We start from the raw sequence: 11,933 nt of genomic DNA on the forward strand, positions 1-11,933 counted from the left end.
CTGCTCGACTCGCTCGATCTGCGCTCGCATCCGCAGCGTGCTTCCCTCACTGCCGAGATGCATCTGCGAAAGCCGCTGCGTCTCGCCGCCCCGGGGCAGATGATTCAGTTCGTGATGTTGGCCGACCACCGCGCCGCCGCCGCCGCCGAAAGCTTCCTGCATACGCATATCTCGGCTGCCGCGATCCCCGGGCGTTTCTGGACGGGTGAGATCGACGGGTTCGCATTTGCGTTCGAGCGGCATAGCGAATTCATCACCTACAGCTTCATCGCGCCCGGCCGCCGCGACGATCTGTTCGATGTCGCGCAGTTCGCACCGATCAAACCTCACATCGACGCGATCCCGGGAAAGCTCATCCGGGCAAATCATGTTCAGTTGCTGGACGCCGGAACGGCGATTCCGTCAGCCGCCCAGCTCGCCCGGCATTTTTCGCTCGACGATCTCGTCAGCAGCACGGCATCGGACGGCAAGGCCCAGATCTGGAGCGATTTTCGTATTCATGGTGACGGCTTTGGCCGCCTTCTGATCGCCGACAAGGGGCTGGCCGGAAGCGATGCGAGCCTGTTGACGCAGCGCCTTCAGGAACTCGGAAATTACCGCAAGATGGCGCTGCTGGGGTTGCCGATCGCGCAGGAACACATGCCGCGGGTGGGCCTGTTGGAGCAGCAACTGGCCGATCTCGCGCAACGCATCGCTGACGAACGCACGGACGATGACGCGGTGATGGCCGATATTTCGCGGCTCAGCGCCGAGGTTGCCCGGATCGGCGCGCAGACTCGCTTCCGCATGAGCGCCACGCAGGCTTATGCCGAGATATGTCTCGATCGCCTTGAAAGTCTCGAGGTTCGTCCGGTTGCGGGTTTCCCCTCGCTCGGGGATTTTACCGAGCGCAGGTTGCTCCCGGCCATGCGGACATGTGCCGCGTTTTCCCGCCGCCTCGACGATCTCGCCGAGCGCGCTGCCTGGACCGACGCGCTGCTGCGCACCCGGATCGACACGCAGCTTGCGCGTCAGAACCGCAATTTGCTGGCGTCGATGAACCACCGCACGGACATGCAATTGCGTCTCCAGCAAACCGTGGAAGGCCTGTCGGCGGTTGCCATCAGCTATTATCTCATCGGCCTGCTGGCTTATGTCGTGAAGGCGGCGCATCTGGCTGTTCCGGCCGTACCGGTCGAAGCCGCTATCGCGGTCCTCGTGCCAATCGTTCTGGCCGTTGTCGCGCTGACGGTCAGGCGGCTTCGCCACGTCGGCGGGTAAAGCTTCGTCACTGACGAACCTGACGTGAGGAGTGAGCCGCAAGATGTTGCGAGGGCGAGAGACCAGGCGGCGGCGTCGAACCGGCGCTGCCACGCTGCTCTGACAGCACGCATCGGACCTAGCTTGAGAGAACCCGTCACGCCCGCTGCGGAATACTGGGCGCCCATTCGGGTCTGATCGCAAACAGGACTGTGACGGCGCCGAGGATGAGGAATGCGAGGATCAGCGTCATCGGGGCGACGAACGAGCCCGTCAGATGCAGCAGCCAGCCCGTCATCAATGGTGCGACGATGCCGGCAATAGCGACGGCGGTGTTCTGGATGCCCTTTACCCGCCCGACGATCGGGCCGGGAATCAGCATGATGCTGCACAGCGCGAGATTGTTCGCTGTTGCGAGCCCCAGTCCCGAGAGCGACACGACATTCCAGAAAAGTGCGGCCTGCTGGCTCTCGGACCAGGCGCCGAGCACGACGGTGCTCGCCACCGCGAACCCGGCGATGACGAACACCTTGCGCACGAAAACGGGGCGTCCGTACCGGCCGATGATGATGTCGGCCGCCCATCCGGACAGGAACGCGACGATGGCGATCCCTGCAAAGCTGAAGAATGCGTACAGCCCCATCTGCTCGAGCGAGAGGCCGCGCTGCTCGACCAGATAGGCGGGCATCCAGGTGATGCAGAAGAAGGTGAAATAGTTGTAGCAGAAATAGACCACCAGCGTCGCGAGCACGAAGCGGTTAGCGAGAATCGCGCGCAGGCTGATGCTGGTTTCGGCCGACGGTTTGTGCGTATCCGTTTTGGTGGAGACCGCACTCACTCGCTCCCGCGCCAGCAGCATCCAGGGGACCAGCCACACGAGCCCGACGAGCCCGGTGATGACGAACATCATGCGCCAGTCGAACCAGACGATCAGCCACGCCGCCGCGGGCGCGCCGAGTGCGGGGCCGAATTTGGTGCCCAGCGCGTAGAAGCCCAGCGCGGCGCCGCTGCGGTTCGGGTCGAAATTGTTGCGCACCCAGCGATAGGTGGCGGGGACGACGATCGCCTCCGCCGCGCCGATGATCAGCCGCATGAAGATCAGCCCCCACAGCGCCGACATGAGGCCGATCGCCGCCGATGCGATACACCATAGCAGGAAGCAGGCCGCATAGGGCCATTTGACGCCATAGCGGTCGACCACCCAGCCCATCGGGACCTGCATCACCGCATAGGACCAGAAGAAGGCCGAATTGACCCAGCCGCGGGCGACGTCCGACAGGCCGAAATGCGCCTTGAACTCGGCCACGGCCAGCGCCGACGAGATGCTGACGCGGTCGACGAACCCGATCAACGCGCCGAGCATCAGCAGGGTGAGGATCGCCCAGCGGCGGATCAGCGCAGCCCGCTCTTGTCGGGACACATCGTCCGTTTCGGTCATTTCGACTTCCCCCATCAGCCGGCCAGCGCCGGATACAGATGCTGCGCCGTCTTTCCGAAGACCCATTCGCGTTCGCTCTCGCTCAGCAGCGCCAGCCCTGCCAGCGCCGTCATCAGGATTTCGGACAGGGTTCCGGGTGAATTGGGGAAGTTCGATCCCCAGGCCATGCGGTTGGCGCCGAACGCCTCGGCCACCCTTGGGAAAAAGGTTTCGGCGCTGGCATCGCCCTTCTTCACATCGCCGAAGATGCGCGGTGTCAGCTTGAGGTAGATGTTCGGCAGGTCAGCCAGCGCGAACAGGTCCGCGGCATTCGCATAGGGCGGGCCGTCGAGCACGTCGGGCCGGGCGAGATGGTCGAGGATGATGGGCACCGAAGCGAATTTCTCCGCCAGCATCCGCACTTGCGGCAGGCCGACCGGGCCGGTCTGGATGGCCATTGGCAGACCGAGTTCGGCGAGGACTTCCCACGCCGCGAAGGCGCGCGGGTCCTCGAGTTCCTTCGGGTCGAAGTCCCTGGTGCTGCCTCCGGTGAAGATGCGCAGCCCGGCCAGCCCTCGGGCATGCCACATGCGGATCGTGTCGCCGGCGTCCGGTGCGAGCATGTCGACCGAACCCACCGCAACCAGCCGGTCGGGATAGGCCGCGCAGGCGTCGGCGACATAGCTGTTGTCGAACCCGTAGGTCGTGGAGCTGTGGACGACCGCGGCCTTCCTTACGCCGGCCTCGTCCATGGCTGCGATCAGCGTTTCGACCGTGTTCGCCCCTTCCCGCGACCAGTCCGAGCGTTTGCCGAACAGCGGGGCAGGCGGATAACGCTGCTCGTCGTCCGAGATGATATGCGGATGGATGTCGACGATCGCGGACATCGAACGGGTCACATATTCACCTGGCGGGCGATGAACGCCCTGGCCATCTGGTGCGCGCGGTCGGTCTGCGGACCCGGCACGCCCACCCATTGATGGTCGCAATCCTTGAAGATCTCATAGTCGCACTGGCCGCCCATCGCCCGGAACGCCTTGACGAAACGGTTCTGCACGGCGGTGGGGACGTTGTCGTCCAGCTCGCCCTGCATCACCAGCAGCGGCTTGAGCGTGACTTTCTCGCGGCGTTCGAGGATTTCTCGCGGGTTGGCGTCGTGGATATTCGCGAACGGCGTGAAGAAGGTCTTCATCTTGTCGACCATGCCGGTGTTCTTCAGCTCCACCACCGTCTGGTACATGGCGTAGGGGTCGCTGCCGGGCGAACGGCCGATGACGTAATCGACCACCGCATCAAGCTTTGGGTTCTCCGCGAACGGCAGCGCGCCATAGCGGGGATCGTGCGGGCGCAGCATCAGCAGCTGGGCGATATGGCCGCCGCTCGAGCTGCCGAACAGGCCGATCTTCGACGCGTCGCCATTCCATTTGGCAGCGTTGTGCTTCAGCCAGCGGATCGCGTAATTGGCGTCCTGGATGCACGCCGGGTAGGGCGCCTCATCCGACAGCGTATAGTCGATCGCCACGACCAGTGCGCCGGCGACTGCCATCTTGCGGTCGAACAGCTCTTCGGCCTGACGGTCCTTCTCCGCCCAGCCCCCGCCGTGCAGGTCCATCACGACCGGCCACGGCCCGTCGCCGATCGGCTGATAGATTCGCGCCAGCAGCGGCGTTCCCTTGGGCGTCCGGCGAAACTCGACTTCGCTGACCTTCAGTTTGAACCGTGCGGCCGGATCGTAGCGAGCCTTCGGTGCAGCACGCCCGGCGGAAGCGAAGCCGCCCGCCAGCGCCATGGCCGCGGTGGCGAGCAGCAGGTCCCGGCGACGGATTTCGGGTGTCTTCATCGCTTCGCTCCTCACTTCTTCGCGGTCCATTTGGCGGGCACTTTCCGCCGGGCGCACGGCGTTTTCGCTGCCGAACGCACCGGGTCCGTCACACAGGCGAGATCAGCCATGTCGAGTGTGACGACGCCCTGCAGCGAGCCGTCCTCTTCATCGAAGCCGGTCATCGTGATTTCGATTTTCGCCTGTTCGCGCGCTGCGGCCGGCAGGTCGGCGCGGCCCGGGATCGTCGCGAAGAGATAGTAGGCCGAGCCGTCCGGATCGCGATTGCCCTTCAACACGGCCTTGCCGCTGATCGCCGGATAACTGTTGCCGGTGAACTGGATCGTGCCGACTGCGGCGCCTGCGGTGTCCATGGTGAACTCGATTGCAAAGGACGGCGCCAGACCTTGGCGGGTCAGCCAGCCGGACCCCGGCTGCACCTCGCCGGTCCAGCGTTGTTCACCCGATTGCGGCGCTGCACCGGTCAGGCTGACCATCAACGCTGGCACGGCAATTGCCGCCAATATGCTCCGTTTCATCCGAGACTTTGCCATATCGTCCTCTCAATCCGGTCAGATGTGTCAGTCGCGTTCGTTCAGAACTTCACCCGCGCGGCGACCGTGAAATAGCGGCCGACCACATCGTCGGTAGCGGCGAACCCGCCGAAATAGCCCGGCTGACCACCGGTGCCGGCGGCGTTGCCGACGGGCGGATCGGCGTCGAACAGGTTCTGGATGTTCAGCGACAGTTCGAACTGCTTGTTCACCGTGTAGGCGACGTTGAGCGACGTCTGGGCATAGGGTTCGATGCGGTTGTCGCCCGCCACGAACGTCACGGTGGGATCGCCCGACAGTTTCAGCGCGTTGCGCCAGCGTTCCAGGATGTCGATGCGCAGGTTCGGCGTCAGTTCATAGCTGATGATGCCGGTCAGCCGCAGCGACGGGCTGGCGGTCAGGCCCGCCGAGCCAAAGGCGACGCCGCCCTGATCGACGGTCGTCACGCCCGGCTGGATATAGCGGATGTGCGGCTGATAGGCGGCAAGCCCGCGCAGCATGAAGCGGTTGCCGAACAGCGTGCCCTGATAGTTCATCTCGACATCGAGGCCGCTGGTGGTGATTTGCGCCAGATTGACCGGGCTGGTGATCACTGCGGTTAGCCGGCCGGTGCTGTCGCGCTCGATCTGGTTGCAGTAGAGCGCGATGCCCGAAAGGTTGCAGCCATTCTGGATGACGGCTTGCGCGCCCTGCACCGACACGATCGCGTTGTTGATCGAGATGTCGTAATAATCGACCGCGAGGCTGAAGCCGGGCACGAAACTCGGCTTGAAGACGACGCCGATCGTCTTGGTGTCACCGATTTCCGCGGTCAAATTGGGGTTCGACTGGTTGCGCTGCGTGACCTGAACGCTGACCAGATTCTTGATGTCCTGAACGGTCGCGACGCTCGAGACCGTCGGCGCATAGAGGTCGCCCAGCGTTGGCGCGCGGATGTCGCGCGAGATCGTGCCGCGGACGCGCAGATCGTCGCTGATCGCCCAGTTCACGCCGGCCTTCCACGTCCAGTAATCGCCGACCGTGTCGTATTTCGTGTAGCGCGCGGCGCCGGTCACCTCGAACAACTTGAAGAACGACACGTCCTTGACCAGCGGCACGCTGGCCTCGCCGGCCACTTCCCACACGCTCATCGATACCTTGGGGCTGGATGAGAAGACGTTCTGCAGCAGCAGCGTGCGGCTGCCTGTGCCCACGCAATTGTAGCGAAGGTTTGTGCAGTCGGCGACGCCGTCGGGCGCGGAATTGCTTTGCGACTGGAACGACACGCTGCGCCACTCACCCGACAACGCGACGTTCACTGGCCCGGCCCAGGTCGCGAACGGCGAGCCGCCGATGCTGGCGGCGATGTCGTCCTGCTTGGTGGTCGCGACATAATGGGTGTCGTCGAAGATATAGTCGCGCGCCGCCGCGCTCGAAGCGCTCGGGCCGAAGACGTTGAGCGGCACGCAGTTCGCATAGGCCGCGGCGGTCGCGGCCTGGGTCGCGGCATAGCACACGATCTGGCCGGCAGCGTTGGTCACCGCGTCGAGCGCGGCGGACAGCTTCTGCTGGTTGGGATTGTTGCGCAAATCGGTGGTCAGCCGGGATTCGCCGTGCACATAACCGACGTCCCAGGTGAAATCGCCGATCTTGCCGTCAAAGCCGGTGACGAAGGTCAGCTGGCGGGTCTTGGGCGCCATGTCGAGCCGGCTGTCACCTTCCGCAAAGATCTTGCCGAGGGTGAAGGTCGCCGTCGGGATCTGCGCCTGATAGACCGGCGCGAGAAAGGCGTTGGTTCGGTTCAGCGTGATGCCCGAGAGGCTGAGGTCGAGGCCGTAGAACCGGTTCTCTTTGAAATTGGCGCTGGCCGAAACGAAGAAGTTGAGATCGTCGACAAGCTCGGTGTCGAACCGTGCGAAGAACTGGTGCGATCGCTGCGAGGCCTTGAGCGAGAGGTCGTAATAGCCGCCGGCACCGCCGCTCTGCGTCGCGGTGACGCCTGTATAAGTCGTGCCGTTGACGAACGGCGACAACACACCGTCCGTGGCGAAATACTGGCCGTTGATCGCACAGGCGGCGCCACAGGTGATGCGACCACCGAACGGCTGGTTGGGGAGGGTGGAGTCGACGATCGAGCGGTACGGGATCGTGGTGCCATTGCCGATCACGGTCGCGCGGTTGAACCAGTCGCGCTCGGAGCGGCGGCCGATGCCCTCGCTGTTGCGAAACTCGTAGCTCGCCTCGAAATGGCTGCGCTCACCGATGTTCACGCCCCACGCCAGTCCGATTTCCTGCGATCCATCGTCGCCGAGTTCGGAGACGCCGGCCTGGGCCTGCGCTTTCAAACCGGTGAAGTCGGTGTCGGTGATGAAGTTGATCACGCCCGTTACGGCGTCGGAGCCATAAACGGCCGAGACACCGCCCGTGACCACATCGACGCGCTTGATCAGCAACTGCGGGATGACGTCGGCGTCGACGATGCCTGTAAATGAGGTCGGGGGAACGCGGCGGCCGTCCATCAGCACGAGATTGCGCTGTGACCCGACGTTACGCAGATTGAGCTGTGCAGCCGTGCCGTTGCCGCCGCCGGTCGCGCCTGCGGCCGAGGGGTTGGCGGTCTGACTGCGTGACCCCGAGAACACCGGCATGACCTGAATCGATTCGGTGAGGCTGGTCGGACGCACATTTTGCAGCGTTTCGGTGGTGATGACCGTCACCGGCGTAGGGCTGTTGTCGCCGTTGCGGATCGTGCGTGAGCCGGTGACGACGATCGCCTCCGACTGTGCCGCTTCGACCGGCTCGACCGGCTCGGGCACCGGGGCGGGGGCGGACTGGACTGGCGCCTCCGCCACGACCGGGCTCGGCCTGGGCGGCTGCGCCGCGGCGGTCGCGACCTGCACGGCGAGGGTGAAGGTTCGCCCATCGGCTGAACTGGCGCGAAGCCCGGTCCCGCCCAGAAGCTGGCGAAGCGCCTGCTCGATGCTCATCGTCCCGCGAACCGGCCGGGTCCGTTTGCCGCGAATGACCTTTTCGCTCACCAGGATCTGGATGTCTGCCTGACGCGCCAGTTCGGAAATGCCGGTCGCCGCCGGCTGTGCGGGAACGTCGAAGGATTTGGTTTGTGCCGCCGTTGCCGGGCAAGCAATCACCAGCGCATAGCCAGCCGCCGACGCGGCGAGCGCCGCGCGCGTTACCGAATGGATCATTCCCTCTCCCCTACCTTTTTATAAGGTCACCTATTGAGATGGATGGCCATGGGGGTTCCGCTTGGCGAACCGCGAAACTAATCGCGCGTCAGCACAATCTTATTGCCCTCTTCGCGGGCGCTCGCGCCGAGCACGGTGGCGGCGGCGCGGGCAAAAGCGTCGGGTTCATTGGTGCGGAAGCGGCCGACCATCTTTTCCTGGGCCAGCGCGGGATCGGCAATCTCGACCTGAATCATATTGTAGCGGTTGAACTCGGCGGCTGCCGCCTCGAGCGTTTCGCCATCGAACATCAGCTGGCCGTTTCGCCAGGCCAGCGTGCGATCGAGATCGGGTCCGGTATCCGCCGGCAAAGAGGGGCCGGCGGTATTGCTCGCGAACGCAGCGGTCCCTGCCGACAATCGCCGCACATTGGTCGGGTCGCTCTTGCTCCAGACCTCGACCACCCCTTCGGTGACTTGCACGTCCGCGCCGTCGCCGGTGCGCCGCACGGCGAAGGCGGTGCCGACCGCGCGGACACGGACATCGCCTGCCGCCACCACGAAGGGGCGGTCCGCGTCCTTGGCGACTTCGAACCACGCTTCGCCGCTGTCCAGCTGGACCTCGCGGCTCTCGCGCTTCAACGTGACGGCGAGGCGGGTATTGGTGTTGACCGCGGCGAACGAGCCGTCCTTCAACGGCACCCGGCGGATCTCGCCGACCGCGGTCTCGATCCGCTCGGTGGACTGGCGCAACTGCCCGATCCCGACCGCTGCGGCTGCCACGCTGGCCGCGATCATTCCGCTGCCGAACATCACCGTGCGGCGGGAAAACCGTGGACGCTCCGTCTCGATGTCCTCCGCTGGCTGCATGTCGAGACTGCCGCGCAGCACGCACGCGCGATCCAGCATCGTCCACGCGGCCTGCGCGCGAAAATACGCGCCCCGCCGCCGCTCGTCGGCCGCGAGCCAGGCATCCAATTCCGCACGCACCGCGGCATCGGCGCCCGTGTCGAGGCGGGCGACCCATGCGGCGGCGGCGCTATTGATCGCGTCTGAGGTCTCGCGTTCGCTCATCTTCTCTCGCGTTCGAAAAAGCTTCTTCTGCCTGCTGCTCGCCCTCCGCCAGCGCGTGGAGGATCAGCTTCAGACCTCTTGCGACATCATTCTCCACCGTGTGCTCGGGCACCTCCATCCGCCGCGCGACCTCGCGCTGGCTCAACCCTTCGATCTTGCGCAGCTCGAAGATCTGGCGGCATCGCTCGGGTAGCGCCTCGATCAGCCGCCGGACCCGCGCCAGTTCCCGCCGGCCCGCGACCGAACGTTCGGGCGAGGGCTCGCTACTTATGATGTTCGACGCTTCGATTTCCGTTAGCGCATCCAAACGAACGATCCGTGACCGGCGAATGCGTTCGAGCACCAGCATGCGCGCGGTCGTGAAGAAATAGGCGCGGCCATTCTGGATGTGCGCGATGTCCGCGAGGCACGAGATCCGGAAATAGGCTTCCTGAATAATCTCTTCGATATCGTCGGGCGCGATCATCCGGCGCAGCCATGACCGCACCTGCGCTTCGTGGGGAAGCACTTCGCTGACCACCCAGGCCATGATCCTCTGGCGGGCTTCCTGCTCCATCGGGTGTTCGGCGCCTCCCTCCCCGAGGTAAGATGCACACAATCGGGAAATCCGTAAGCCACGCCGAGCTTTGTTGAAGGTCGGCTTCTTCGTCAACGAGATGAACATGCGGCATTTCGGGCCTCGTCGATGATTTCATCGGTCGTCGACAGAAAAGGCTGGGCCGATTCAACGTAGCCAGCGGCCATGTGTGACGTGCGCCAAACGCAGAGGCGGGGGACGTCATCGTGCTTTGAAATTAAAAAAGAGAAAAAGACACTTGGTCTCTTGGCGACTGATGAATGTCGCGCTACAGTTGGGCTAGACGAGCTTCCGGAGGGGTTGCCGCGTGGCGTTAGCACCGCTCGATTCCGCCCCAGTCGCTCGGTCATGAGAGGGATGTCGCATGACAGTTTTGCCTATTTCGAAGCCAGCCAGCGACGTTGAGCAGGCCGTACAACCGGGGGTCGGCCAAATTATAGCTCGGCTCAAAGCACTTCGTCCGTGGCTGCGTGGAATGCAGGCGGAAGCCGAGCGGCAGCGGCGCATTCCGCAGGAAACGGTCGAGCGGCTCGACGAGACCGGGGTCTATGGTGTGGCGATGCCGGGGCGCTTTGGTGGCGCGGATTTCTCGGCGCGCGAACTGTTCGCGATCTATGAGGCGCTAGGGCGCGGATGCGGCGCGACGGCGTGGACCTTATGGGCCTCGACCGGCGGCAATATGTGGAGCGCTGCCTTTGCGGACGAGGTCATCCGGCCAGTCTATGACGCGCCCTGGATCGGCAACCGCACCTGCGCGGTCGGCGGCAGCACGCGCCGTCTGTCCGGCACTGCACGCAAGGTCGATGGCGGCTGGATGATCAAGGGCGCCTGGCCGTTCGCGACAGCCAGCGCGCACGCCTCGCACGCCTATCTCGCGGTCTATTATGACGACACCGACGATACGAAGATCGGCATGGTGTTGCTGCCCAAGGAATCCTTCGTGTTGCGCGACGACTGGGACGCGATGGGCATGGCGGCGACCGGCAGCGCTACGATCGCGATCGAGCAGGAGTTGTTCGTACCCGACGCGCACTTCAGCACGCCGCAGGCGCTGATCGAGCGGCTGGCCGAACTGAAGGCGCAGGGCGTGGGGCTGCGGCCCGGGGGCCTCGGCCGGTCGATCATGGTTGGCACCGGCAACGCCGTGGGCATGGCCGAGCATGCGCTCGAACTGTTCCTCGACGGCATCGGCAAGAAGGCGATCGCCTATTCGCCCTATCCCCGCCAGCAGGACGCGCCGGTGACGCATCTCAATGTCGGTTACGTCCGCATGCAGATCAATGCCGCGCGGCTGGTGGCGGAAGCAGCGCTCGACCGGCTCGACCGGCTGTATGCCGATGGCGCCGACGCGACCGACGACGATCTGGCGCGCTTCCATGCCGACGCGGCTTATGTGTGGGACAATTGCGCGACGGCGATCGAGGCGCTGTTCAAGGCATCGGGCGCGTCGGGCATCGCCAAGAAACAGCCGCTCCAGCTCGTCGCACGCAATTGCCGCGCGGGCAGCATGCACGCGGTTCACAATATCCAGACGTGCATGGAGAATTTCGGGCGCCATCTGTGTGGTATCGAGGCGGCGATCTCGACCGGCGTGCTCGAGCGGGCGGGCTGACATGGCCGAGACGCTGGAAGCGCGGATCGCGCACATCGAGGACCGCATCGCTATCAGCGAGTTGCGCGCGCGCTATTCGTTCCTGGTCGATCAGAGCATGGCCGAGGAAGCTGCCGACCTGTTCACCGGGGACGGCGAGTTCCACGGCCCGGTCAAAAGCTATGTCGGGCGTGCCGAGCATGTCGAGCATTACAGCCGTCAGGCGCTGTCGGGCATGTGGCATTTCGGCGCCAATGAGATCATCGAGATCGACGGCGATCGCGCGACCGGGCAGGCCTATTGCCATATGCCGTGCGTGTTCGAGGGCGAGAGCTATGTCTGCGCCTGCCGCTATGACGATGTTTTCGCGAGGGAGCAGGGCGTCTGGAAGTTCGCCAAGCGCACCGTCAGCTTCTTTTATTTCGTGCCGCTCAAGGATGGGTGGGGCGGCGAACGGATGCGCTTTCCGGGCGTGGCCGCGTGATTTCGGAAAAGGACG

The 11,933-nt window shown here is 64.6% G+C and carries 10 protein-coding genes; 3 read left to right on the plus strand and 7 right to left on the minus strand.

The genetic code is table 11. The annotated features are described in order from the left end of the window. Positions 1-57: 57 nt before the first annotated feature. Positions 58-1,260, plus strand: coding sequence for a DUF3422 family protein (locus M9978_RS06015; protein ID WP_254292173.1), 1,203 nt, complete (start codon positions 58-60; stop codon positions 1,258-1,260). Positions 1,261-1,396: 136 nt separating this feature from the next. Here the strand turns inward: M9978_RS06015 and M9978_RS06020 are convergent, their stop codons facing one another. From M9978_RS06020 to M9978_RS06050, 7 genes are all read right to left on the minus strand, one after another. Beyond that, on the minus strand, positions 1,397-2,677 hold the full coding sequence (locus M9978_RS06020; protein ID WP_254292093.1) for an MFS transporter: 1,281 nt from the start codon (positions 2,675-2,677) through the stop codon (positions 1,397-1,399). Positions 2,678-2,691: 14 nt separating this feature from the next. Continuing rightward, positions 2,692-3,555: an amidohydrolase family protein gene (locus M9978_RS06025; RefSeq protein WP_254292094.1), complete on the minus strand. Its 864-nt coding sequence runs from the start codon at positions 3,553-3,555 to the stop codon at positions 2,692-2,694. Then, positions 3,552-4,496 carry an alpha/beta hydrolase gene (locus tag M9978_RS06030; RefSeq protein WP_254292095.1) on the minus strand — a complete coding sequence of 315 codons (945 nt, stop codon included), beginning with the start codon at positions 4,494-4,496 and terminating at the stop codon, positions 3,552-3,554. Before M9978_RS06030 ends, M9978_RS06025 begins: the two co-directional genes overlap by 4 nt. 11 nt (positions 4,497-4,507) lie before the next feature. Further along, the gene (locus M9978_RS06035) at positions 4,508-4,972 is read right to left on the minus strand and encodes a hypothetical protein (RefSeq protein ID WP_254292096.1); all 465 of its coding nucleotides are present in this window, start codon (positions 4,970-4,972) and stop codon (positions 4,508-4,510) included. A 98-nt stretch (positions 4,973-5,070) separates the two neighbouring features. After that, a complete protein-coding gene (locus M9978_RS06040) occupies positions 5,071-8,214 on the minus strand; it encodes a TonB-dependent receptor (protein WP_254292097.1) in 3,144 nt (1,047 codons plus the stop codon). 77 nt (positions 8,215-8,291) lie between these two features. Continuing rightward, positions 8,292-9,266, minus strand: coding sequence for a FecR family protein (locus tag M9978_RS06045; protein WP_254292098.1), 975 nt, complete (start codon positions 9,264-9,266; stop codon positions 8,292-8,294). After that, entirely contained in the window at positions 9,232-9,930 is a 699-nt protein-coding gene (locus M9978_RS06050) for an RNA polymerase sigma factor (protein WP_254292099.1), read from the minus strand. Before M9978_RS06050 ends, M9978_RS06045 begins: the two co-directional genes overlap by 35 nt. Before the next feature lie 388 nt (positions 9,931-10,318). On the opposite strand from M9978_RS06050, the gene M9978_RS06055 reads away from it, so the two are divergent. Beyond that, entirely contained in the window at positions 10,319-11,455 is a 1,137-nt protein-coding gene (locus tag M9978_RS06055; protein ID WP_254292100.1) for an acyl-CoA dehydrogenase family protein, read from the plus strand. 1 nt (position 11,456) lies between these two features. Further along, the gene (locus M9978_RS06060) at positions 11,457-11,918 is read left to right on the plus strand and encodes a nuclear transport factor 2 family protein (protein WP_254292101.1); all 462 of its coding nucleotides are present in this window, start codon (positions 11,457-11,459) and stop codon (positions 11,916-11,918) included. The last annotated feature ends 15 nt before the right edge of the window (positions 11,919-11,933 follow it).

Source organism: Sphingomonas tagetis, from assembly GCF_024211275.1.
Classification (GTDB): domain Bacteria; phylum Pseudomonadota; class Alphaproteobacteria; order Sphingomonadales; family Sphingomonadaceae; genus Sphingomonas; species Sphingomonas tagetis.

What these genes read in the sequence shown, in the direction of transcription:
- M9978_RS06015 (WP_254292173.1), top strand. Translation starts at nt 58, where the DNA reads ATGCATCTGCGAAAGCCGCTGCGTCTCGCCGCCCCGGGGCAGATGATT.
- M9978_RS06055 (WP_254292100.1), top strand. Translation starts at nt 10,319, where the DNA reads ATGCAGGCGGAAGCCGAGCGGCAGCGGCGCATTCCGCAGGAAACGGTC.
- M9978_RS06050 (WP_254292099.1), bottom strand. Translation starts at nt 9,930, where the DNA reads ATGTTCATCTCGTTGACGAAGAAGCCGACCTTCAACAAAGCTCGGCGT.
- M9978_RS06035 (WP_254292096.1), bottom strand. Translation starts at nt 4,972, where the DNA reads ATGGTCAGCCTGACCGGTGCAGCGCCGCAATCGGGTGAACAACGCTGG.
- M9978_RS06030 (WP_254292095.1), bottom strand. Translation starts at nt 4,496, where the DNA reads ATGAAGACACCCGAAATCCGTCGCCGGGACCTGCTGCTCGCCACCGCG.
- M9978_RS06060 (WP_254292101.1), top strand. Translation starts at nt 11,457, where the DNA reads ATGGCCGAGACGCTGGAAGCGCGGATCGCGCACATCGAGGACCGCATC.
- M9978_RS06020 (WP_254292093.1), bottom strand. Translation starts at nt 2,677, where the DNA reads ATGACCGAAACGGACGATGTGTCCCGACAAGAGCGGGCTGCGCTGATC.
- M9978_RS06040 (WP_254292097.1), bottom strand. Translation starts at nt 8,214, where the DNA reads ATGATCCATTCGGTAACGCGCGCGGCGCTCGCCGCGTCGGCGGCTGGC.
- M9978_RS06045 (WP_254292098.1), bottom strand. Translation starts at nt 9,266, where the DNA reads ATGAGCGAACGCGAGACCTCAGACGCGATCAATAGCGCCGCCGCCGCA.